This window comes from Vibrio tubiashii ATCC 19109 (assembly GCF_000772105.1).
Classification (GTDB): domain Bacteria; phylum Pseudomonadota; class Gammaproteobacteria; order Enterobacterales; family Vibrionaceae; genus Vibrio; species Vibrio tubiashii.
Genome location: NZ_CP009355.1, coordinates 1,511,974 through 1,535,755, shown reverse-complemented (window position 1 = coordinate 1,535,755; position 23,782 = coordinate 1,511,974). Strand labels below are relative to the sequence as shown.

23 protein-coding genes are annotated in these 23,782 nt (G+C 43.9%); 13 read left to right on the top strand and 10 right to left on the bottom strand.

Features of this window, described 5'->3' with window-relative positions:
• Window positions 1–64 precede the first annotated feature (64 nt).
• The 6 genes from IX91_RS22090 (at window position 65) to IX91_RS22065 (ending at window position 5,494) form a co-directional block, all read left to right on the top strand.
• Entirely contained in the window at window positions 65–1,336 is a 1,272-nt protein-coding gene (locus IX91_RS22090; protein WP_004745693.1) for a DASH family cryptochrome, read from the top strand.
• Entirely contained in the window at window positions 1,326–2,870 is a 1,545-nt protein-coding gene (locus IX91_RS22085) for a cryptochrome/photolyase family protein (RefSeq protein WP_004745694.1), read from the top strand. Before IX91_RS22090 ends, IX91_RS22085 begins: the two co-directional genes overlap by 11 nt.
• A gap of 98 nt (window positions 2,871–2,968) precedes the next feature.
• Window positions 2,969–3,697, top strand: coding sequence for a sulfite exporter TauE/SafE family protein (locus IX91_RS22080; RefSeq protein ID WP_004745695.1), 729 nt, complete (start codon window positions 2,969–2,971; stop codon window positions 3,695–3,697).
• Window positions 3,698–3,732: 35 nt separating this feature from the next.
• Window positions 3,733–4,044: an antibiotic biosynthesis monooxygenase family protein gene (locus IX91_RS22075; RefSeq protein ID WP_004745696.1), complete on the top strand. Its 312-nt coding sequence runs from the start codon at window positions 3,733–3,735 to the stop codon at window positions 4,042–4,044.
• Between the two features lie 101 nt (window positions 4,045–4,145).
• Window positions 4,146–4,523: a YccF domain-containing protein gene (locus IX91_RS22070; protein WP_236642991.1), complete on the top strand. Its 378-nt coding sequence runs from the start codon at window positions 4,146–4,148 to the stop codon at window positions 4,521–4,523.
• A gap of 161 nt (window positions 4,524–4,684) precedes the next feature.
• Window positions 4,685–5,494, top strand: a complete 810-nt coding sequence (locus IX91_RS22065; RefSeq protein ID WP_004745698.1) for a substrate-binding periplasmic protein — start codon at window positions 4,685–4,687, stop codon at window positions 5,492–5,494.
• A gap of 39 nt (window positions 5,495–5,533) precedes the next feature.
• Here IX91_RS22065 and IX91_RS22060 read toward each other — a convergent pair whose 3' ends face one another.
• The gene (locus tag IX91_RS22060) at window positions 5,534–6,307 is read right to left on the bottom strand and encodes an ABC transporter substrate-binding protein (RefSeq protein WP_004745699.1); all 774 of its coding nucleotides are present in this window, start codon (window positions 6,305–6,307) and stop codon (window positions 5,534–5,536) included.
• Complete coding sequence (hisC, locus tag IX91_RS22055; RefSeq protein WP_004745700.1) at window positions 6,291–7,409, bottom strand: histidinol-phosphate transaminase; 1,119 nt, start codon at window positions 7,407–7,409, stop codon at window positions 6,291–6,293. Before hisC ends, IX91_RS22060 begins: the two co-directional genes overlap by 17 nt.
• A 148-nt stretch (window positions 7,410–7,557) precedes the next feature.
• On the opposite strand from hisC, the gene IX91_RS22050 reads away from it, so the two are divergent.
• Window positions 7,558–8,436 carry a LysR substrate-binding domain-containing protein gene (locus tag IX91_RS22050; RefSeq protein ID WP_004745701.1) on the top strand — a complete coding sequence of 293 codons (879 nt, stop codon included), beginning with the start codon at window positions 7,558–7,560 and terminating at the stop codon, window positions 8,434–8,436.
• Window positions 8,437–8,457: 21 nt separating this feature from the next.
• Here IX91_RS22050 and IX91_RS22045 read toward each other — a convergent pair whose 3' ends face one another.
• Window positions 8,458–9,324 (bottom strand): hypothetical protein, encoded by an 867-nt coding sequence (locus IX91_RS22045; protein WP_004745702.1) that lies wholly within the window; start codon window positions 9,322–9,324, stop codon window positions 8,458–8,460.
• A gap of 48 nt (window positions 9,325–9,372) precedes the next feature.
• Window positions 9,373–10,146 (bottom strand): AraC family transcriptional regulator, encoded by a 774-nt coding sequence (locus IX91_RS22040; RefSeq protein ID WP_004745703.1) that lies wholly within the window; start codon window positions 10,144–10,146, stop codon window positions 9,373–9,375.
• Between the two features lie 96 nt (window positions 10,147–10,242).
• On the opposite strand from IX91_RS22040, the gene IX91_RS22035 reads away from it, so the two are divergent.
• Entirely contained in the window at window positions 10,243–11,367 is a 1,125-nt protein-coding gene (locus IX91_RS22035; RefSeq protein WP_004745704.1) for a multidrug effflux MFS transporter, read from the top strand.
• A gap of 21 nt (window positions 11,368–11,388) precedes the next feature.
• On the opposite strand, the gene nagA is transcribed toward IX91_RS22035, so the two are convergent.
• The 3 genes from nagA to glgX form a co-directional block, all read right to left on the bottom strand.
• Complete coding sequence (gene nagA / locus IX91_RS22030; RefSeq protein WP_004745705.1) at window positions 11,389–12,522, bottom strand: N-acetylglucosamine-6-phosphate deacetylase; 1,134 nt, start codon at window positions 12,520–12,522, stop codon at window positions 11,389–11,391.
• A gap of 116 nt (window positions 12,523–12,638) precedes the next feature.
• The gene (locus IX91_RS22025) at window positions 12,639–14,402 is read right to left on the bottom strand and encodes a diguanylate cyclase domain-containing protein (protein ID WP_004745706.1); all 1,764 of its coding nucleotides are present in this window, start codon (window positions 14,400–14,402) and stop codon (window positions 12,639–12,641) included.
• 155 nt (window positions 14,403–14,557) lie between these two features.
• Entirely contained in the window at window positions 14,558–16,507 is a 1,950-nt protein-coding gene (gene glgX / locus IX91_RS22020) for a glycogen debranching protein GlgX (protein WP_004745707.1), read from the bottom strand.
• Between the two features lie 444 nt (window positions 16,508–16,951).
• Between glgX and IX91_RS22015 the strand changes: the two genes are divergently transcribed.
• Both IX91_RS22015 and IX91_RS22010 read left to right on the top strand, forming a co-directional pair.
• On the top strand, window positions 16,952–18,241 hold the full coding sequence (locus IX91_RS22015; protein ID WP_004745708.1) for a maltoporin: 1,290 nt from the start codon (window positions 16,952–16,954) through the stop codon (window positions 18,239–18,241).
• A 92-nt stretch (window positions 18,242–18,333) separates the two neighbouring features.
• Window positions 18,334–19,140: a MalM family protein gene (locus IX91_RS22010; protein ID WP_004745709.1), complete on the top strand. Its 807-nt coding sequence runs from the start codon at window positions 18,334–18,336 to the stop codon at window positions 19,138–19,140.
• Between the two features lie 87 nt (window positions 19,141–19,227).
• On the opposite strand, the gene IX91_RS22005 is transcribed toward IX91_RS22010, so the two are convergent.
• Window positions 19,228–19,590 carry a DUF413 domain-containing protein gene (locus IX91_RS22005; protein ID WP_004745710.1) on the bottom strand — a complete coding sequence of 121 codons (363 nt, stop codon included), beginning with the start codon at window positions 19,588–19,590 and terminating at the stop codon, window positions 19,228–19,230.
• A gap of 197 nt (window positions 19,591–19,787) precedes the next feature.
• Between IX91_RS22005 and IX91_RS22000 the strand changes: the two genes are divergently transcribed.
• Window positions 19,788–20,684, top strand: a complete 897-nt coding sequence (locus IX91_RS22000) for a LysR family transcriptional regulator (protein ID WP_004745711.1) — start codon at window positions 19,788–19,790, stop codon at window positions 20,682–20,684.
• Between the two features lie 89 nt (window positions 20,685–20,773).
• Here the strand turns inward: IX91_RS22000 and IX91_RS21995 are convergent, their stop codons facing one another.
• Window positions 20,774–21,352 carry an FMN-dependent NADH-azoreductase gene (locus tag IX91_RS21995; RefSeq protein WP_004745712.1) on the bottom strand — a complete coding sequence of 193 codons (579 nt, stop codon included), beginning with the start codon at window positions 21,350–21,352 and terminating at the stop codon, window positions 20,774–20,776.
• A 235-nt stretch (window positions 21,353–21,587) separates the two neighbouring features.
• A complete protein-coding gene (locus tag IX91_RS21990) occupies window positions 21,588–21,791 on the bottom strand; it encodes a hypothetical protein (RefSeq protein WP_004745713.1) in 204 nt (67 codons plus the stop codon).
• A 151-nt stretch (window positions 21,792–21,942) separates the two neighbouring features.
• Here IX91_RS21990 and IX91_RS21985 point away from each other — a divergent pair, with 151 nt between their 5' ends.
• Together IX91_RS21985 and IX91_RS21980 are read left to right on the top strand one after the other, a co-directional pair.
• A complete protein-coding gene (locus IX91_RS21985) occupies window positions 21,943–23,307 on the top strand; it encodes a DNA-3-methyladenine glycosylase 2 family protein (protein WP_004745714.1) in 1,365 nt (454 codons plus the stop codon).
• Window positions 23,304–23,780, top strand: coding sequence for a methylated-DNA--[protein]-cysteine S-methyltransferase (locus IX91_RS21980; protein ID WP_004745715.1), 477 nt, complete (start codon window positions 23,304–23,306; stop codon window positions 23,778–23,780). Before IX91_RS21985 ends, IX91_RS21980 begins: the two co-directional genes overlap by 4 nt.
• Window positions 23,781–23,782 lie beyond the last annotated feature (2 nt).

Here is a 23,782-nt window from a genome sequence, read left to right as displayed (position 1 = left end):
TTTTTCGTATATGGGTTTAACGATTTAATTGCGTTCGAAACTGCATAAAGTAAAAGAGGAGCTGATGTTGTCTAAAACCGCTGGACTATACTGGTATACCAATGATTTAAGAGTGGCAGACAACTGTCTGCTTGCTAGAGCTGTTGACCAAGTCGATACTTTGCATTGTGTATTCTGTAATCCTTCCCTCACTTCCTTTTTGAAACACTATTCGCGAGAAGAGCACTTCGGTTGTGCAAAACAAGTCTTTCTCGAACAGTCTATAGATGCGCTTTCCAGTGCTCTCATGCAGCATAATCTGACCCTTCAAATCGAATCAACACCTGCGCTAGTTTTTCTAACTGACCTTATTGAAAAGTTGGAAATTACTCACTTTTTTTGTAATCAGAGTGCGGGAAGTGACGAGCAGAATACACTCGTTCAATTGAGGCAGAAATTTCCAGCTATCCAGGTTGTGCAGCAGCCCGTCAATACTTTGTTCAATCTACAACAACTGCCTTTCGATGTATCAGAGATTCCAGTCACTTTTACCAAGTTTAGAAAGCAGGTTGAATCTTTATCTATAGAACCTGTCGTTGGTATTAACAGCGAACACGATAATTGCCCATTTCCGCGAGTGGCTGGCGAAGATGAACTGGTTTTTTGTGGAGGAGAAAGCACTGGGCAAGAACATATTAAGGATTACTTCGCAACTTCATTGGCTAGCGAATACAAGAAGACACGTAATGGTTTGGATGGAATGCTGTTCTCAACCAAATTCTCACCTTGGCTTGCTCTGGGTTGCATTTCGCCTCGACTGATTGTGAGCAAGCTACGTGATTACGAGCGAAGGAATGGCGCAAACGACTCGACGTATTGGATTTATTTTGAACTGCTGTGGAGAGAATACTTCTATTGGCATGGAAGAAAGCAGGGCAAGCAGTTGTTTTTCGATAGCAGGAAAGCGGGCGACACTCGAATGTCGAGTGGAGATATACAAGCCTTTGAGTCATGGAAGCAGGGGACGACAGGTTACCCGATTGTGGATGCTTGTATGAATCAACTCAGACTGTCGGGGTACATGTCAAATCGAGGGAGGCAGCTAGCTGCAAGTTGCTTGATTTACGAGCTAGGTTTGGATTGGCGTATGGGGGCGGCCTATTTTGAAACCCAACTGATTGACTATGATGTGAGCTCTAACTGGGGTAACTGGCAATATATTGCGGGCATAGGTGCGGCTCCAAATACCACCAGACAATTTGATCTTGAATATCAAACACAGATGTACGATCCGAACTGTGACTTTATCGCCAAGTGGATTGGACGTAGTCGCAAAGGAGGCAACAGTGAAGTTTGATACCGTGAGACTTATCGTAGGCGATCAGTTAAACAGTCAACACTCTTGGTTCCAACATGTTGATGATTCAGTTCTCTATATCGTAGCTGAGTTGCACCAAGAAGCAGAGTACACGCGACACCACATTCAAAAGGTATGTGCCTTCTTCGCTGCAATGGAGACGTTTGCCCATGAGTTGAAAGAAGAAGGGCATCAGGTATTGCACTTAACTTTGGATGATACTGCTCATTTTGATGACCTCTGCCATTTACTCAACAGTTATGTAGAGGATACTCAAGCTAAGTGTTTTCAATACCAACGACCTGATGAGTATCGGTTGGCTCAGATGCTGGAAAGCCTAGTGATCAAAGAATGTCAAGTCGAGATGGTTGAAAGTGAACATTTCTTGCTGCCTTTCGATGAGTTTAGCCATTACTTTGCCGTTGGTAAGCACGTAATGATGGAACACTTTTATCGCAAAATGAGGAAGCGATTCAACATTCTAATGGAAGGTGGGAAACCGGTCGGAGGAAAGTGGAATTACGACGCGAATAACCGCAATAAGCTCAAACCGATAGATATCGAGCAATTGCCATTGCCTTTGATGTTCGAAAATCAGATTAATCCTATTCTGGAGCGGTTGAAGCGACATCGTATCAAAACGATAGGGCATACTGTTGAACGCTTGTTGTGGCCAATTAACCGCAATCAAAGTTTGTCCCTGTTAGCCTATTTCTGCCAAGTCTGTTTACCTAACTTTGGTCGATTTCAAGATTCAATGACTTCTCAGCATAGCTCGAAATGGAGCTTGTATCACAGCCGCCTGTCATTCTCTATAAACGCAAAAATGCTCCAGCCTATGGAGGTTATCAATGCCGCTTTGTCTGCATATTCTGCAAATCCAGCGATCGATATCTCACAGGTTGAAGGCTTTATCCGTCAAGTTTTAGGGTGGCGTGAATACATTCGTGCGGTCTATTGGATCAATATGCCGGCCTATTCACAACTGAATTATCTCAATGCAGAGAATGCGTTGCCGGAGTTCTTTTGGACAGGTAAAACGAAAATGATGTGCATGAAAAATGCGATTGAACAGTCTCTTGATTACGCTTATGCACATCACATCCAACGGTTAATGGTGACAGGTAACTTTTGCTTGATTAGTGAAGTACACCCAAGCCAAGTTGATGATTGGTACCTAGGTATTTATGTTGACGCGATCGAATGGGTTGAGATGCCTAATACCAGAGGTATGGCGCTGTTTGCTGATGGTGGAATCGTGGGTACTAAGCCTTATGCAGCTAGCGGTGCGTACATCAATAGGATGAGCGATTACTGTAAAGAGTGTCACTACAACGTGAAAATAAAAAGTGGAGAGAAGGCTTGTCCCGTGAACAGCTTGTATTGGCGCTTTATGGTTAAAAATCGTGAATTGCTGACCAAGAATCCTAGAGTTGGAGTCATTTATCGTTCTTGGGATAACCTTGAACAAAATCAGCAACAAGAGGTACTTGAAACTGCAGCGCAATATCTTGGTCAATTAGATCGGCTTTAACCGTTTTTTCAGGGCCTTAGAAGGAATAAAATTCAATGGTAAATCATTGGATTAAGAGTAGTATGTGAGGTACTTTTTTAGTCAATTGTCTGGATAATATGTTCGCTGAATGGATGACGTCTGAGGCATTAATTGCCGCGTTTTTAATATTTCTTGGTTCGTTTGTTCAAACAGCTATCGGTTTTGGTCTGGCGATTGTCGCCGCGCCTTTATTGTTTCTTGTTTCTCCTGATTACGTGCCTGCTCCAATCTGTTTAGTCGCTCTGTTTATTTCGATCCTCAATGCGCTAAAGCATCGAGACAGTGTCGAAATTGGTGGCCTTAAAATGGCACTGGTTGGGCGTGTCCCAGGTTCGATAGCGGGTGGCGTGTTATTGGTTATGGTTTCGACCGACCTGCTGGCATTGTGGTTAGGTGCCCTAGTGCTGTTCGCGGTTGTGGTGAGCTTACTCCCTTTCCGAATTGAACCAACGCCAATGCGAATGGGCGTCGCTGGTTTCTTTTCTGGCTTTTTTGGCACCAGCTCTGCGATAGGCGGGCCTCCCATGGCACTGCTACTTCAGCACCAAGAAGCTAATCAACTGCGTGGTAACTTATCTGCCTTCTTTGTCTTTAGCTCTATCATCTCGCTTGTGATTCAAATGCCAGCAGGATTTTTAACCTTACATCATCTTTGGATCAGTATTCCGCTTATTCCAGCCGCGTGGGTAGGGTATAAACTCGCGATGATGACCACTCAATCCTTACCGAAAGAGAAAATTCGCACTGGAGCCCTTTTGCTTTGCTCGATCAGCGGCGCAACGGCCGTTTGGCAAGGTTTGAGCTAGATACCCTTTTGTTCATCTTACGTTAAGGAAATACCATGATACTGGAAGTTGCTGTCTTAGATGTTAAGCCAAGCTTAGAGAAAGAGTTTGAACAAAACTTCGGTAAAGCGCAGGCTATAATTTCGTCTATGAAGGGTTACGTTTCGCATCAGTTGCAACGTTGTATAGAAAAACCAAATCGCTATATCTTGTTAGTGAATTGGCAAACATTAGAAGACCATGAGCAGGGCTTTAGGCAGTCTGCTGAATATCAGGAATGGAAGGCTCTTTTACACCATTTTTATGACCCATTCCCAACCGTAGAACATTACGAATCAGTCTACGGTTGTACCAATCGGGATAAGTAGATTTCAGCTACTCATCCCGATTGGTATCGTTTTCTATAAGGAGAAACAAAGTGTTTAGAATTCTTGGTAATATCATCTGGTTCCTATGTGGTGGCGTTATCATGGGACTGCTATGGTGGTTCTTCGGACTGCTTGCATTTATTAGTATTGTGGGGATTCCATGGGGACGAGCTTGTTTCGTCATGGGTAACTTTTCTTTCTTCCCGTTTGGTCACGAAGCTATCGCTCGTGATGAGCTGACCAATGAAATGGATATAGGTACCAGTCCATTAGGTACGGTCGGCAATGTTATTTGGTTTTTACTAGCGGGTATCTGGCTAGCGATTGGTCATATTATGTCTGCAGTGGCCTGCTTTGTGACCATTATTGGCATTCCATTTGCGCTTCAGCACCTTAAGTTGGCCTATATATCACTCGCTCCTATAGGTAAGACGGTCGTGCCTAAAGAGCAGGCCGCAATGGCAAGATATTCGAAGTAAAGTAAATCACTGAGCCCCGAAAGGGGCTTTTTACTATCAAAGACTTAGTTATAAAGTGTCTATGCAACAGGTTAGACCAATCGCCAATTGATCCTATCAATAAGAGGTTTATAGTAGGTAGCCAATTGCTGCCTATTTTTATAAACATAAAGAACAATAATATGACTCGTCAGTCTGGTAAGTTTGGCAATATTGCGATTGGATGGATAGCGCTTCTTTGGGGGACTACTAGCCTTGCTGAGCCGATACAATTGGATCTGTATACCCAAGAGTTTCCACCGCTACAGGTCCAAGTTGATCAACAAGCGGAAGGTTACGTGGTGAAGTTCGTAGAAGCAGTTGTCGAACACGCTTCACAATCGCTTCCCATGGAAGTGGCGAATGTCCACTTTGCGCCATGGAAACGTGCGATTCGCAATACTCAAGAAAATGAAAACACGCTGTTTTTCTCTCTTTCGCGTACGCCTAGCCGCGAACTTGAATATCAGTGGATAGGGCCAGTATCACCCTATGAAGTTGCGATCTATCGTCATTTTGATGGCCCTAACGTTTCTCCTAACTCTTTTCAAGATTTAAAGAATTTCAGTTTTGCTGCCCAAACCGCGAGCAATTTTGAGGAGATGGCGCGAGAAGAAGGGTTTACCAATATCATCCCAGTCAACTATGGCAAAGTGGCTATCAAGTTGCTGCGTGCTCACCGAGTTGATTTTGCCCCTTTGGTCACGTCGAGCTACCACTATCGCATGGAGCAGTATGGGTATGATCCTAAAGAGTTTGTTGAGGTGGTGAAAGTCGATAAGCTATGCAAAGAGCTCTGGTTAGTGACTGGGAATAAGACATCACAGCAAGTGGTTGAAGCGTTGCGCAATAGTTTTGATGAGCTTAAAAATCAGGGCAAGCTTGCCGATCTAATACAACAGTATCAACCGGATAGCGAGATTATGGTTCGGTATCGTAATGCGATGAAATAGAAAGTAAAAGAGGCTCGTTTGAGCCTCTTTTAAATTGCGTTAAAGCTCTTCTCCGTAGATATCGAAGGAGAAGTATTTGGCTGCAATTTTGTCATAAGTTCCATTGTCGCGAATCGTTTTAATCGCCTGGTTAAACTTCTCGGCTAATGCTTTGTCATTTTTACGTAGCGCCAAAGCGGTGCCCTCACCTATATAGGTTTTGTCTGTTACTGGTTTACCGACGAACTGGAAACCTTGACCGATCTCTTTGTCCAAGAATGCCAGCGCTAATTGGTCTGAGTTGCCAAACGTCAGGTCTAAGCGGCCATTTTGCAAATCGATGTAGACTTCATCCTGACCAGAGTAGCGTTTAATTTCTGCAACATCACCAAACTTGTCGGTGACATATCGGTCGTGGATAGTGCCACTCTGGACACCGATGACCGCACCTTTTAAGCCTTGAGGAGTGAGCTCAATTTTGCTCTTTTCACTTGCTACAAATCGCGCTGGGGTTTGGTAGTACTTATTCGTGAAGAGGATACGCTTTTTACGCTCTTCAGTGATACGCATTGAAGCCATAATAACATCTGATTTTCTTGCCAGTAGGCTTGGAATTAGCGAATCCCACCCTTGCGATACCCAAGTGCATTTGAGTTTGGCTTCAGTACACAAGGCATCGGCAATCTCGATGTCAAAGCCGACCGGATTTCCACTTGCATCCATGTAATTGAATGGTGGATAGGTAAAGTCAGAGGCTAGACGGACTTCTTTAGCCATGAGAGGGGCAGATAGTAGAGCTGCGGCGCAAGCAAAGGCACTAAGCATTTTGTTCATGAGTAATATCCCTATTTTTATTGGATGGTGTCAGGGCGCCAGAAAAGTTGCAAATGATTTTACTGACTTCCTGCATACTGGTTTCTGAGCCGATGGTGATTCGTACGCAGTGCTTAAGACTAGGCTCATGACTTTGATTGCGAGTAACGACGCCTTGCTTAAGCAGGTATTCAAACAGCTCAATACCAGGTTGAGTTCGAATCAAGACAAAATTGGTTGAAGATGGGTAGATGGTCTCTATCCAACTAAGGTTCTGTATTTGCTGAACAAAGTTATCGCGTATACGAATCAATGCTTGTGTATTGTCATGCACATGAGTAAGTCCTTTAGGGCTCAGCGCTTTGAGCACAATCTCAGCGGAGCTGTCTGGCATTGGATAAGGAGGAACCAGTTTAGAAATAAACGCCATAACGCTTGAAGAAGCGATGATGAATCCACATCGTACTGCTGCAAGTCCGAAGGCTTTGGATAGAGTACGAATGACGATCAGATTCGGGTATTGTTCGATCAGGTCGACAACACTCTCAGTGAGTTTAAATTCAATATAGGCCTCATCTACGACGACAAGCGATTTATCTTGAGTGCTTTCAAGTATTGCGACAATGTCATTTCTTTTAAGCAGCTGGCCAGTTGGGTTGTTCGGTGAACACAGAAACACTAGGTTAGCGCTATCTGCTGCCTTAATTACGTTTTCAACATCCAGTGAGAAGTCAGGGGCTAACAAAGGGCAGTCGATAACATTGACTGAAAATGACTCTGCACAAAATTCGTACATCGCGTAGGTAGGGGTACAAATCGCAATGCTATCTTGCATAGGCTGGCAGAACGTTCTTACTAACAGATCGATCGCCTCATCGGCCCCGCGCACTGCTATGGTTGGTTGCGTGGTTTTGCAATACGCTTGGTATGCTGCAGCGATATCGTGTGGCAAAAAGTCAGGATAACGATGAAGTGCTGGTTGGTGCTCAGTAAAGAGAAGAGGTTGTTCTAGCTCATTGGCATTCAACCACAGCCTACCAGAGCCGCCGATTCGTCTTGCTGATTGATATGGTATTAATTTTTTTATGTTCTCTGGCGCAAGTTTTTCCGCGAGTGACGTCATCTCATATACCTTCACTGAATATTTAGTCAATCAAAAGGGTTTTATGTAGGTACTTTCTCCTAATAAGTAGTAATTTAGTCAATATGCTCTTTGTGTAGAATCGAAATAAAGGCATACTAGCTATGCAAAAAAGTCATGGATGATAATGATGAATACAAGATTGCCTTCGACGAAAAACCTCCAAGCTTTTCTTTCTACGGCGTATTACCTTAACTTTACCCATGCTGCTGAAGCCTTGAATATGACCCAAGGTGCCATCAGTCGGCAGATTCAAACTCTTGAAGAGATCATGGGAGTTCAGCTTTTTTACCGTCAGGCGAGGGGGCTGTCTTTAACACCGGAAGGCGATAAGTTTGTTCCGTTGGCGGAAGATATTACTAAGCGGCTACAGATGTCGATTCGAGAGGTTGCTGACAGCGCGAATAGAATCAAACTCAACGCCCCGAGTTGCATTACCTCATGGCTGTTGTCACGCATCGCCAATTTTCAGCAGGCATACCCTGACGTGAACGTTGAGCTAACTTCGACAACCAAACACGAAGCCGTACCGAATTTTGATAGCTTCGATCTGATCATTACCTACGGTAAGCCGACTCGAAGCAAAGTGGTGAATCAGACACTACTGTTTGAAGAGTTTTTAGCGCCAGTTTGCGCTCCAGAGCTATGGCAGAAAATCGTGGAAAATGGCGATAAGGACGTGCTCAATCAGTTTACTTGGCTGCATGCCAATCAAGAGCAATCAGACTGGAAGTTATGGCTGGAAAGTCATGGCAATACTCGATTAAAAGGCAAGGGAAACCAAACCTTTGCAACCTTAGATCAAGCGATGAATGCTGCTCAGCAAGGTTTCGGAGTGGCGATTGGTGATCTGACTTTGGCTGCGCAAGATTTAAAACTTAAAAGGTTAATACAACCCTTTGACCTTAGTGTGACCACTGGGAATGGCTATCATCTGTTACATCTTCGCGAGCAAGGTAATGCGATGGTTGCTAAGTTGATTGATTGGCTAGCAGAGAGCAATCAATAGACATCTATCTTTCATAGCCTATTAGTAAGCCTTGATGCCGAAGGCTTTGAGTTTGGCTGGTAAAACGTCATCGAGATTGTCGATGTCTGCGGGGAATACCTCTATGAGCGCAAAATTATGCTGCTGATACAACTCGCGGATAGATTGCTGTTCTTTGTCTGAGGTGTTGCCAGCGTCGCTTCCCCAATACTGCAAATAGACCTTTCCAGTCGGTAAATAGAAGTCACTCAAGACGTCTTGTTCTATCGGTAATTGACGATCGTAGGCGTGAACCACTCCATTCATATAGAGCCAGTTGTCGATAATGAGTTCACCTTTAGAACGCACATAGTGACCGTCTAGAGTGCGATGTTTCGCTTCAAATTTTTGTCTAAAGCTAGAAAGGGATTTGTCTGTTGCATGTGCCACGGCATCTTGCCCAGAAAACTCAATCACAGACTGCTTTAAGCGCTTGTTACGAACGATAGAGTCGTGCCAAACAACAAAGCCATAGCCGCTTTCCTTATCTTCGCGTTGATAACCGCCAACTGTTAGCCCTGATTCCGTTACCGTCCAGCCTTTCTCTGTCCTTTCAATCCAACCTAGCTCTTGCAAAAGTTGATTCACTTTTTTGGCATTGAGAGATAAGCGTTCTCCAATTTGAGTTGCACTCATCGTTTTACCACTGGTCGCTACACTGTCTATGAGTAGGTTTTCTGGCCAGACAATGAACTTACCAAACTTCGCATGTTCGACGTATTCGCCACCGAACTTGGCGCCGATCTCGGTCAAAACCCAGCTTTCCTCAGCACGATTAATGTAACCCGCAGATTTCAGTTCGTTGAACAATTGCTTAGGTTCCAGTTCACGTAATTTGGCTAATGCAGTTGTAGAGATTTTGTCGGACATTGGCTTTCCCTCATTGATACGTCATTGTTAGAGCAATCTGCCCATGAATCAAGTTGTTGTGCGCATATATTGGAGCGGCGTAGTCCCTGTTTGTTGCTTAAAGAAGGTGATGAAAGCGCTATCACTTGAAAAGTCTAATTGGTAAGCGACATCGTTGACCTGTTTTCCTTGTGAGAGAAGCTCTATTGATTTCAATAGTCTCCATTGCTGTCGCCATGACTGGTACGGCATCCCTGCTTGGTTGGAAAATATGCGACTTATTGTTTTGCTGCTAGCGCCAATCTGTTTGGCTAAGTTGTTCAAATTTGGCACGTTAGAGTCCGGTTGTTGAAGTGAATCAAGCCAATGATTGAGTCTAGGATCGCTAGGAAAAGGTAGTGTCAGTTGATATTCGGATGCAGATTGGAGCTCTTCCAGAAACAGTTGGAGCGTCGCGTGCATTTCTCGCTTAGGCTTGTCCCATTGCCAAAAAGACATTCGCTCGATCAGAGCCTTAAACAGTGAGTTTACAGAGATGACTTTCACTTCGTTGAACGACGCAACCAGAGTTTCTTCGAAGTAGAGTGAACGATATTCAACCACGTTGTTCATGGTCGCACAGTGCCGCACCCCCGCAGGTATCCAAGCAGCACGCGTGGGGGGCAAGACACTTTTTTTATCGTCTAGCTGTATGCTGATACATCCTTCTGGAGCATAGAGAAGTTGAGCTTTACTGTGGATATGCATCCCTGAGTCATGCTTGCCGATTCGAGCCGCGATTCCGATGACTGTGTTATCTAGTGTATCGACGTCAAATACGGACTTGTCATTGATCAGTGCCATTTGTTCTTATATTGAAGTTTATTGTTCCAATGTCGTTATTGGGACTTTAGCACTCTTGTCTAAACTACGCCCACTTTTTCTAGTTGGGATATTGTAATGAATAAGACTCCTTCAGTTGGGGTAATGCTAGCTCTGATGATGTTTCCGCAAATTGTCGAGACTATCTACAGCCCTGCCTTACCCCACATTGCCCTCGTTTTTAATGTTGCGAGTAATACAGCTGCACAAACGCTATCGATTTACTTTAGTGCCTTCGCACTAGGTGTCGTGTTTTGGGGAGTGGCTGCTGATTATTTAGGGCGAAGATATTCAATGTTGCTGGGGCTAGTGGTTTACGGCGTAACAGCTGTTGGTGCTATGCAGTGCTCGCAGTTTGAAACTCTTTTACTCATGCGTGCACTTAGTGCATTTGGGGCAGCGGTTGGTTCAGTGGTTACCCAGACTATGCTACGTGATAGTTATGATGGTGCACGGTTAGCCAAAGTATTTGGTTTGATGGGGATCGGTATATCGCTGAGTCCGGTTATTGGGCTGATGTTTGGAGGAGTACTCGCTGATACTGGAGGTCACAAAGCCGTGTTTCTCTCTTTATCAATTATGGCGATAGCTTTGTTCCTACTTTGCTTAGTGAGTTTACCGGAAACCAAGCCTGCTATGAAAGGTAACATCCACATAGTTCCACTTGCCAAGCAAATGCTAGCAAACAGAAACATCTGGATAGATGGGATAATGGTGGCTTGTTTTAATGTTTTATTGTTCAGCTACTATTTGCTTGGTCCATTTATATTTGATGCTATGGGATATACCAGCAAACAATTTGGATATAGCGGGATTATTTTAGCAGTAGGAACTTTCGCCGGTAGTTGGCTAAACAAGTGGCTTCTTGCCCGAGGTTATGAGTCAAAATTCTTGGTTCAACTGTCGGCATGGGGCGCTATATTCGGGGCGATTATGGTGTGGTTGTTTCAAGACGGAGTTGCCCTGCTAGCCCCAATGCTATTGGTAGTTGCTTCATTTGGTGTAGGGATTCCAAATATATTGAGCCGAGCCCTAATAGAGTATAAATCACAGACTGGTAGCGCTGGTGCACTGTTTGGCTTGCTCTATTATTTGCTGATCAGTTTTGGTTTATCCGCTGTTGGTTTTATGCAGAACTTAGGTGCAGCTCTTTTTATGAGCGGTTTGCTTTTGGTGATAGCAAGTTTAATTCGTAACAATTAGGAGGTGGTCACCTCCTAATTGTTAATATAGCTGACCATCGACGAGTACCGCTTGGCTGCGGTAGTTGTCATCTAACACCGTGGCCGCTGCGCGGAAGTTAGGTTTGAGCTTTCCTAGATTATCGCATGATAGGGCGTTGGCAGGATAGGTAGACGCCATTTTCAGCGCTTCTTCCTCTGTAATTCCCCACTGAATCACATTGGCAACGGATTCATCCATGCCGATGTGCGCACCAGCTAAACTTCCTCGACTGTTGACTAGTTTGTTGTCGATAACTCGAATTGTTTCGCCATCGAGCTCAAACTGATTGGTTTTGCTTCCGAGAGTCGCCATGGCGTCGGTAACAATCAGTAGCTTGCCTTGAGGTTTTGCCTTGTGCGCAAGAAGGAAGCTTTGTGGGTGGACGTGAATACCGTCAGTGATTATTGAGCACCACGCGTGGTCACTGTTTAAAGCAGTTCCCACTACTCCAGGCTCGCGACCTTCAAAAGGCGACATCGCATTAAACAGATGAGTAAAGCCATCCACTAACGAGAGTTTATCTTCAGTCAATTGCTCCGCTTTGGCATTACTATGACCACAGGATAGGGTGATCCCCTTATCTTTCATCCACTGTAGAGCAGATGGCTCGATGTTTTCTACCGCAGCGGTAACCAGTACGCTACCCTGCGTTGGCCACTCAAACTGCTCTAATTGGCTGACCGTTGGCGCGTAAAAAAGATTGGCATCGTGCGCGCCTCTCTTTTCTTTGTTAAGCCAAGGTCCTTCCAAATGTACCCCAAGCAGTCCAGAGATCTTGGCGTCGAGGCCTTTCTCGGTGGCAGATAATGCTTGTTGGATATTGTCTGGTGTTGCGCTGATCAAGGTCGGCAATAAATAGGCTGTGCCATGAGTTCTATGGGCGTGGCAAATTGTCTCGATGCCTTGTGGAGTAATGTCGTTGTTGAACATGACATCGCCACCACCATTGACCTGAATATCGATAAATCCAGGTGCAATCAGCGCCCCTTCGAAATGCTGGAGGTCGATACCTTGCGGTAGATTGTCGATAGCCACAATGGAATCGATCTGTTCATCCTTCCAGACTAACGCGGCATCGTTGTGGTATTGCTCACCGTCGAAAATACGTGGTGCAGAAATGGCTTTGAGTGCCATGGATTACTCCTTAAACTGAAACGCCGCGCCTAATAGACAAGCGTCGTAATTTCCTTGTATCACAGCTATCTACTTGTTCCGAAAATCCATTATTGCTCAATTTTAAATGGTTGTCTTTAATCAAAGGTATTTAACACAACTTGGTTTCTCCCGAGCCCTTTGGCTTGATAGAGCGCTTTGTCTGCGCGGCCTATGGTCATGTTTTGGTTTCCTTTCATTGACGTGATCCCGATACTGATTGAGTACTTCACCGGAAGATCATCAAACACGACTTTAGATTGTTCTACCATGTAACGTAAAAGCTCACATTGTTCATAGGCATCGTTCTCATCGTTGGCTCTAAATAGAAGGGAGAACTCTTCTCCGCTGTATCGGGCAAGGCTGAGAGCATTAGGTTTGGGGAAACATTTTTTCATCAGCTCTGCGGTTTGTATGATTACTTGGTCTCCACACAAATGTCCGTGCTGGTCATTGATACGTTTGAAATGGTCGATATCTAGCATGGCCATATAAATATGCTCACCGTTGATGTGTGATTCCATTTGTTCGCGAAGAGTGAGCTTATTGTCAAGGTGTGTCATGACATCTTTACTGCGCAGTCTTTTATGAATCAAGAGGTTAGATAACGCGACTTCAGAGTAGTCTCGGATCATCCTTAACACACTATGAAAGCCAGGAAAGGTTGCTTTGATATAGATGACACTGATTAAGTTTTCTCGATCAAATAGCGGCAGAGTGTAGTGGCGTGAGTTGATTTGTAAACGTTTGGCTAAAGGATCAACGTAGCGGCGACCTTTGTAGCTCATCGAACTCGGAGTGAAACGCTTGGCCAGTTCACTATCGTGCAAAACAATATGGCTATTTCCATGATAATCAATCGTCGTAAAGTGCTCATAGTCAGCATCATAGAAACAAATCTGAATGCCTTTGTTGTGGCAAAATCGATTCAAAATATCGCGTAAGCAGTGTTTGAAATCTGCCAGTTCGACCTTGGTGTTGAGTTCCGCTAGATGTCTATTTAGCTGATAAATAAGATAGTTCACTATGATCGCGAGCAACAACAGAGAAATAATAACAACGGCTGTTAAGGCAAATTGATGCGTAGCGGCAAGGACATCGGAGCGATTTGTTCCAGCAATGAAAATCCAGTTGTATGGGTTGTTGCCGTCAAACACCGATAGTTTGAGGTGACCTTTGTAAAAGTACTCGTGTTTGCCGAAGAGGTGTCCGCTATCAATTTTCTCATCAATTCCCGCCCGGTAACTGATCGATTTTGTGCCGATACGGTGTGGGGTAGGATGAAAAACTAGTCGTCCATTGGTGTTGTCCACTACAAACAAATAGCCACTGTCTAAAGTGCGAAGACCTAACAAACTTTGCGTAGTAGATTTAAGGTCAAATTCTATCCATATTTCATCGTTGTTTCGTTGAATAAACTTAACTGCAAAGACCCATTTTCTTGGTTGCTTTTCGTATATTGAGGAAACATAAATATGAGGAGAAACTTGGTCGAGCGGGTGCCAAACAATTTGTGTGGATCGCTCTGAAATTGTTGGTGCGAGTACACTTGAACGGAATTGGCCTGTTTCGTGACTAACGGAAATGATGTCTATGTACGAAGGTGTATGTTCGAGAATTCGCTGTGCAGTGGTATCAAACTCACTTACGGAAGTCGCATCATCTAGTATATAGAGTTTACTGATTGCCGCTTCGACTTGAGACGATATTAGGCTTGAAGCGGTTTTTAAATTTGAAAATGATTGAGAGTACGCGTTTTTTTCGGATTTCTGAAATTGATGATATGCCGCGTAGATGATACCTACAACTAAGAGAATTGCGTACGGTCTGAGCGTTCGAAGAAGAAATTTTGGTAACGCCATGATGTGCCAACTGATAATAATGGGGAAGGTACAATTATTTTGCGGCGTATATTAAATTGATTTCACAGGCACATCAATGAATATAAGTCTAGGTTATACCTAGTTGGGGAGTTAAAAATGAGCAGCATGTCACTATACTGCTCATTGTTGTGAAGTTAAGATCGAGCAAAAAAGATTGCTACTGAACGAGGTGACACCAATACTTGTTTATGATCAATGGTTTGATGTAGTTCGTGGGTGTCTGTATTACAGATCATAGTCCACTCTGCTTTGTCGTTTTCAGGCAGAGTAAAACGAGCTGGTGCGTTGGTTTGGTTAATGCAGTAGAACAGCTCATCTCCGGTTTCACCTATTCCTAAATGCAAAGCAACGGAGCTAAGGCGATTCCAATCGTCGTGCTCCATAAAGCTTCCATCAAGTCGTCGCCAGTATATACGGTTGTCATTGCGCTTTTCACCACTGAACGCGCGAATAAATGGCACCATATACTTTTGTCTGGCTGCGACCATATCTGCCAGCCACGACTTAAACTTTGTTTTGTTTTCTGAAGGCTGCCAGTTTAACCAGCTTGTTTCATTATCTTGGCAATAAGCATTATTGTTGCCTTGTTGCGTATGAGAAAGCACATCTGCTGTTAGAATATGCGGAATGCCAAACGCGAACAGCAAACTTGCCATAAAATTACGCTTTTGCTTTTCTCGTAGCTCAATGATAGCTGGGTTTACCGTTTCGCCCTCTACGCCATAATTGTCTGAGCGGTTGTCACCATGCCCATCCCGGTTTTGCTCTCCATTGGCTTCATTATGCTTATGCTTGTATGACACAAGATCCTGCATACAAAAACCGTCGTGGTAAGTGATGTAGTTAACGGTGAGCTTGTAAGGCCAATTAGCAGCACTATAGAGATCACGTGAGCCCATTATTCGGGTGGCAAACTCTTTCAAGAAACCTTGGTCACCTCGCCAGAAACTACGTGTAATATCGCGTAGTCTATCGTTACATTCATTCCACCCAAACGGAAAGTTTCCGACTTGATAGCCATTCGGGCCTATGTCCCATGGTTCTGCGATCAATTTGACTTCACGCAGGATTGGATCTTGAGCAACCGCTTTGAAGAAGGCGGAATCTGGGCTGAAGTGCTCGCCATGACGACCAAGCGTGGCGGCTAAGTCAAAGCGGAATCCATCGACTTGGAACTCATTTGCCCAGTACCTCAGCGTGTCCATGACTAGGTTCATAGCAGGTTGATAGGAGAGGTCAACCGTGTTGCCGCAACCAGTAAAGTTGGCGTATTGATCGCCATGCTTGAAATAATAACGATCGTCGAGTGCCTTTAGGTTAAAGACAGGACCTTCAGCTCCCCCTTCAGCCGTATGGTTGTATACCACATCAAGAATGACTTCGATTCCATTGCGATGCAATTCTCGTATTGCCGTCTTTAACTCAGTGACAGCGTCTTCGGCTGCATAGCGCGGATCAGGAACCATAAATAGATGTGGGTTGTAGCCCCAGTAGTTTACCTTATCCATCTTCAACAGATGAGGCTCGTGCATACATGCGGCGACAGGCAGTAGTTGGAGCGTATTGATATTCTGTTGCTTGTAGAAACTGAGCATGGCTTCACTGACCAAACCAAGATAGCCACCACGTTGTTCAACAGGGACTGCAGAATTCAGCTTACTTACGCCTTTCACATGGGTTTCAAATAGTACCATATCTTCACGAGGGCGGTTAGGTTTAGCGATGCCTTGCCAGTCAAATGTATCTTCAACCACAACGCACTTAGCCAGTTGAAAACTCTTTTCAGAATTAAAAGGCGTGCAATAGTGGAGCGTCTTTTCTATCGCTTTGGCGTATGGATCTGAAATCAAATGCGGTTTATCACCTTGCTTAACTATGTATCCGTATTTTTGCCCAACTGAGATATTTTCAATATAGGTAAACTTAATTCCAGCGTATTCGTTGGTTAATGGGTAGGTTTTAAACTCACCGTTGTCATTAAATAACGCCAACTGGATATCGTCTGCATTAGGAGAATATATAGAAAAGTTACACCCTTTATTATCTGGTGTTGCGCCTAAAGGGTATGGACGGGAGCACGTCATGATCACTACTTTACTGTATTTATTTATTGTTGAATCTTAAGTAAATAGTTTTGAAGGAGATTGGTCAAGCGCCTTACGACAAAATTATAAATGTAATTTTATTTCAGAATTATGATGATTAAGCGTTAAATAGTGAGCTAGGTTGCGTTTTGATCTAGCTAATTTTCTAACAACATTATTTCTCAGCCCAATTTTTGTGACTCAATACATAAAAATATTGTGCGGTATGATTTCTCATCCTTTCTCATCCCCCCTAACTATTTCTCATCTGGATGAGTCGATTTTTCTCCTCCCTAGGTAACCTTGCTGCAGTTGAAGCAAATGGGGTTAAGTCTCGGGGGGCTTGCCCATCTTACCTCTCTTTTTAATGACTTCTGTTTCTGCCTTTACGGAAAAACTTAATCAGAGCGGAACAAGAATAATAAACCCTAAATGGAGTTAAAAATGAAAAAAGTAAGTGTATTGGCTGCCGCAGTGGTAAGTGCCTTAGTTGCTGGTTCTGCATTCGCAAGTGAGCTTCAGTTCAATGGCTACATGCGTGCGGGTATCGGGACAAACGTAGATGGTGGTGCTGCAGCATCATATGGTAATGGTGGTTCAGGTCATGCGGTAGGCCGTCTTGGTGATGAAGTAGATACTTATGCTGAGATCGCACTGGGTAAAGAAGTTTACAATCAGAATGACGTTGCATTTTCTGTACACACTCGTTTTGCTTACGCGTCAAAAGAAGGAAACGTTGATCGCCAAGGCAACTCTATGCAGCGTGTAGGCGATGGTGGTCCTTGGGATAGTGGCAACACTTCTCTTCGCGAAGCTTTTGTTAAGGCTGACTATGCAGATTACACTATCTGGGGTGGTAAGCGCTTCTATCAACGTAAAGACATTCACATCCTTGATTTCTACTACCTAAACAACTCAGGTTATGGTGCTGGTATTGAGAACATCGATACTGGATTCGGTAACTTTTCTGCTGCAGTGACAATGTCTTCTGAAGATTGGCAAGACGATTACTCAAATGGCCTTCACGGTGACGACTGGCGTCGTTCATACAAAGGTGACTTCCGTCTGTCTGGCATTCAAGCAAACGAAAATGGCTCAATTGACTTAGCATTAATTGTTGGTACAGCGTCTCTTTCTGAAGGGCAAGAAAAAACAGTAAGCAACAAGTCATTGACTGACAATACTGGTGCACTTGCGACAATTGAGCACACTCAAGGTAATTTCTTCGGTGGCTTTAACAAGTTAATCTTCCAGTACGGTACTGATGGCTTGGCAATTGGTGGCTTCGATAACCATGCTGGCGAAGGTATGAACGCAGTGAAAGGTAACGGCTGGCGTATCATCGATTGGGGTGTGGTTGAACAAGATCAATGGAATCTAGGTTACTCAGCAATTTATGGTTCTAAAGATATTGATGAAACAACTTCTAAAAATAGCTTCATGAAAGGCAAAACAGACTTCTACAATTTTGTTGTACGCCCTGGCTATAAATGGAATGAGACAATGGCTACAGTGCTAGAGTTGGGTTACGCAAATGAGAGAACTGAAGGTAACGACTGGCAAGACCTAACTAAAGTTACGCTAGCGCAAGAGTGGAACGCAGGTTCTAATTTCTGGGCTCGTCCTTCTATTCGCGCATACGTAACTAACTACTCTGGCGATAAAGTTAAAGACGACACCAACGGCAATAAAGCTGAAACAATGGTTGGTGTTCAGGTAGAAGCTTGGTGGTAAGCCAAGTGAATAAACAACTTTCACATTGATAGTTGCATGCAGCCAGAGTTATTCTGGCTGCTTTTCGTTTGGCTTTATGTCTGGAGATTAGTATGAATAAGTTTTACCCTCTATTATTTTCTGCTCTACTGTTTGGATGCACGAGTACTGATACGGTGTCAACGGTAGCTCCGGCGGATTCGATACAGATTACAAGAATAGCGGATGTTGATTGGCAAAAGTTAGAAGTTCCAGCGTCTGTTGAATTTAAAGTATCGGAGCAGAGCCAGTCGCTTTTGAATGAAAACAGCATTGGCCCAATTGCTGCTTTTGAGTTACCTGGAAATCGAGGTAGCTTAGATATTGAATTATCAACTTTAGTTCAGAACGAGAAATCACTTTACGCTGCAAATATAATGATTCTTGATGCAAGTGATAACGTCTTGTATCAGAGAAACTTCAACGAATTTAATTACAAGCATGCCAAATATCTCGACCCTGATATGTTTGAAACTAAATTGACTGTGGTCCCTGATAGTTCACTACAGCCTCTTCGTGTACTGATCTACACTACATTATCCGATGTCCAGAATACTTCGACGGTATTGCACCCTGCAAAGCTATTTGCAATGGCAAAGAGTACAGTTCCACCACAGGTTGAAGATCCAACAGTCTTTCATGCTTCGAATGGACTTCTAAGATTAAATGTCTCTGCCAACGACATAGTGACAAAGCGTATTAGAGAGCATTCAGAGTATGTTCCTTCGAGCGTAGACAGTTCTGACTTCTACATTGAACAAATAGAGAAGGCTGTCAAAAATGGAGATATACCTAAAGCACTAAGCTTACTAGATGAGGCAAAAGCACTTAACATAGATGGTGCTCAAGAAGCATTTGTTAAGGCTGTGAACGCTAAATAACCTCTCTGCTTTTGTTATAAAGCCCTAGATACTGAAATGCCCCCATTAATTGGTTAAACCATTACTGGGGGCTTTTTATATTTAGCGTTAATCTTCTTCGACTAAACTAACGTCATCTGAGTAATCTTCAACGCTACTTGCATCAGGCTTAGTGCGTCCGTTAAGTGTGTGGAAGCGCTTACGACCACGAGCTAACTGCACATACTTTAACCATACTCGCTCTAACTTTGACTTTGCTTTGCCTGGGTGCACCAGTACTTTAACGAAGTGTTTCTCTTCGGCATTTTCAGGTTGCAGATCTCCTGACTCAAGACCAAGCATGGTATCGCCATAAAGCGTTAGGATTTCTTCTTCTGCGAGCGTAAAATCGCCGGACTTAGCGAAACCGCGCGGAAACTTAGTGTTGTCGTAAAAACGTTTTTTGCCATGACGAAATTGAGTGTCTGACATTTTGGTAGCCTCTATAAAAACCTACATGGGTGAACTAGAGCGAAAAGTAGGCGTAAAATTCATAAAAGAAAAACAAAACATTTTTATCTTAACTATCGAATAGTTTTATTAAATTTAGATAACACTTTAGTGACTTGAAGATTATAAAAAATTACCGTTCTTGCTAACCTTTCAAGATTGTCGGTAGAGGAAATCCCATGGACGTAAAAGTCTTTAGAACGTTTTTAGAACTGGCGCAAGTAAGGCACTTTGGTAAAGCCGCAGAAAACCTGTACATCACCCAAGCTGCAGTGAGCGCGCGAATCAAGCAGCTAGAAAGCTATTTTGATACCCAGCTGTTTATTCGTGATCGTAACAACATCAAACTTACATCGGCAGGCGAAAGACTGATTGGTTACGCTGAGGTCATGGTTAGTACCTTACAGCAAGCGAAATTAGAGCTGTCGTTGGAAAGTGGTAAGGCGCTCCAGTTAACTTTAGGTGGCACGCCTAGTGTTTGGGATGCGTATCTACAAAACTGTTTGAGCTTGGTTACCGACGAGTTCGAAGGCTATGGATTTATGGCTGAGATCATGGGGCGCGAAGTGCTTTCTCGTTGTTTGCAAGAGCGTACCTTAGATATGGCGTTTGCTTTTGACCAAATCAAAGCGGACGAACTCAACTGCAAAAAAGTTGCCGATGTAGTCCTAATTTTAGTTTCTACGCACCAAGACTCGCTTGAATCGGTGTTTGAAGACAAATATGTCTATGTGGATTGGGGAACGAAATTCGCTTCAGAGCACGCTGAGCGTCATCCGAAGATCCCAGCGCCGTACTTACGTACATCGACAGCTCGTATCGCGTTAGATTTTATTCTTGAGAAGGGTGGCAGTGCCTACCTACCTGCTTCGTTAGTCGAACCTTTCCTTGCTTCTGGTCAGCTACATAAGGTTGAAGGGGTGGAAGACTGGTATCGTCCAATCTATTTGAGCTATCGTAAAGCGAGCACATCGATTGAAGCGATTAAACAAGTGGAAGAGCTAGTCAAAACTATCGATCCGGTAACGGCGTACAGTCTTCAACAAATGGCAGATTTGCCAATAGATGACGAATAGTATTTGGCTTTAACAAGATGTAAAAACGCCTTGCTTTTAGCGAGGCGTTTAGTATCTGATTACCCTCAGTCTTTTAAAGAAAGAGCCTCTTAAACCAAGCTGACTAGTTGTTTTAGTGCGTCTTCACGAGCAGCTTGAGCAGTTTCTTCGCCCATATTAAGCGCCTCAGCGTAGACAAACTCAACCTCTGTAATACCAATAAAACCAAGCATAGTGGTGACGTAGCTTTCAATTGAGTTACGCGGAGAGTCTTTGTGTAGACCACCACGCGTTGTGACAACAATTGCTTTCTTATTTTCGATTAAACCCACAGGGCCATTTTCGGTATAAGTGAAAGTCACCCCTGCACGGGCGATAATATCGAACCAGTTTTTTAGCTGAGTCGGGACCATAAAGTTGTACATCGGCGCTGCGATAACCAGTTGGTCTGCTGTTTTTAACTCTTCAATCAACTGATCTGAAAGAGTAAGTGCCGCTTGTTGTTCGTCCGAAAGATCGTCGCCACCGCGCAATGCAGTAGCCACACTCATATCCAGCACTGGGACTGGGTTTGCAGCCAAATCACGCTCAACAATGCCAGTTTTGCCTTCAAGTGCGTGATCAATCAGTTGGTTAGATTGAGAGTGAGGGCCCAAAATGCTGGATTTCAGTACAAGTGTCTTGGTCATAATAGTGTCTCTTATCTATAGAGGTTCGAATTGTTCAAACCTTGTTGTCTCTTTATGAAAAGAGTATAGAGAGGCGCTGACTTTCGAGGAACCACTTATATTTGAGCGTAATATTCAAAATTTTTGAACGAGTCGAAGTAGAGGAAAGCTGAGTACATCTACAGTCGCTTTCCCGCATAACGGTTTTTTGGACTAGGTGGCGAACCAACCGCTAAACCACCTAGTCAATAAGGGTCTACATACTCATTAAACTTTCAATCGATTCTTCGATACTAAGTTCGTGATAGCTCTGAATGGATTGACCATCATGAGCATCAATGAGGATGCGGTGGATATTGGTAGGGCCGTGTTGATCGATGATGCCGAGAGTTTGTTCGACATTGTCACACGTCATGGTGAGCTCGTCATTGAGCACAATAGTGCAAGAGTGCAGGTTCATAGCCAACTTCCTTATTATTTTCTAGTCTGCATTAATAACTTTAGAAGAAGAAAAACAGTTGGCAAATTCGATACAGTTCCGAAAATGGCTAGTATTTATTGTGTGAAGATTTAGACTTTGGATAACAGTTTGAACAATATCGGAAAAGCACATGGACAGTGGCCTTGTCACTCTGACACAAAAAGATTGTCATAACGCTAGAATAGCCCGCGATAGCAGGTTTGATGGGCGCTTTTATGTGGCCGTTAAAACGACAGGCATCTTCTGCCGACCTATTTGCCCAGCGAATCTACCTAAAGAAGAGAACGTGGAATATTACTTCGATAAAGCGCAAGCACTGCAAGCCGGTTATCGTCCTTGTTTGCGTTGCAGGCCAGATAGCGCACCAAGCTCTTGGGCGTGGAAGGGGGTGGAAGTGACCTTTCAGCGAGCGGTAAAGCTTATAGAGCACGGCGCGCTGCATCATGCCTCTTTGGTTGAGCTGTCTGAGCGATTAGGAATTAGCGATCGCTATCTGCGCAAGCTTTTCAATCAATACCTTGGTATGTCACCGAAGCAGTATGCGCTTTATTATCAACTGATGTTTGCTAAGCAATTGCTTCATACCAGTCATTTGTCGATCACAGATGTTGCTCTGGCAAGTGGTTTTAATAGTGTGCGACGTTTTAATGATGCGTTTAAACAAATCATGAAGCTGCCTCCCTCTCAGGTAAGAAAAAGTAGTTCGATTCAAACGGAATCTAATCATGTTGATCTCGCTTTTCGCGGTCCACTGGATTGGCAGCATATGCTGGATTTCTACCGCTTAAGAGCAATTTCAGGGCTAGAAACAGTTACGGATACTGACTATCAAAGGCACTTTGAGCTGGAAGGGCAAGCTGGCTGGTTTGCTATCTCTAACCCCAAGCCCGGTATTATGCGCGTCGAGTTTAAACTCGATGATATGTCGTTACTGAGAAGTTTGGTTAATCAGTTAAGGCGTATGTTTGATCTCGACAGTGATGTATTGCAGATCGAGCAGCACTTATCTGATATTGAACCGCAACTCGTCAAATGCTCTGGTATTCGCATTCCTGGTGTTTGGAGTACTTGGGAGGCAGGCGTTCGTGCGATTCTTGGGCAGCAAGTTTCAATTAAAGCCGCGATTGGTCAGTTGAACTTATTAGTGAATACTTTACAACCTGAGTGTGTGACACATTTTCCCACACCTTCAGAAGTCGCAGTGGCTGATTTGAACTTCTTACGCATGCCGCAAAGTCGTAAAGAAACACTGTCACGCTTCGCACATTTTATGATTGAAGGATTTGAAGCACCATTAGATCGTTGGCTAGAGCTGAAAGGTATTGGACCTTGGACGGTCAACTACGCACGTTTGCGAGGGGCGTCTGAACCAAACTGTTTTCTGGAGGGGGATTTAGTGGTGAGAAAAGCCCTTGATCAGTTCCCTAAGTTATCGGCTGCAACGGCTTCTCCATGGGGGAGCTACGCAACCTTCCATTGCTGGAGTCATGCATGAATAATCGTTACACCACCTTTGTTTCACCATTAGGTACAGTTACACTGCAAGCCAATGAGAAAGGTTTGCTTGGCGTTTGGTTTGAAATTCAGACAACACAACCTGAAGAGTTAGGTCAATTGTCGGAAAATGATCCTATACTTATTAAAGCAATCAAGCAGTTAGAAGAGTATTTTTCTGGCGATAGAAGGGAATTTGATTTACCAATTTCGGCGGTTGGAACTGAGTTTCAGCAGCAAGTATGGAAGGCGCTGATGACCATTCCATACGGTGAAACTTGGAGCTATCAAGATTTGGCCAACGCTATCGGTAACCCCAAAGCAGTAAGGGCCGTCGGGCTAGCCAATGGAAAGAACCCTGTCTCGGTGATTGTGCCTTGCCACAGAGTCATAGGCAAAAATGGCAAGCTTACTGGATACGCGGGTGGTGTAGAAAGAAAATCTAAGCTTCTGGAACTAGAACAAATGGAGTAACG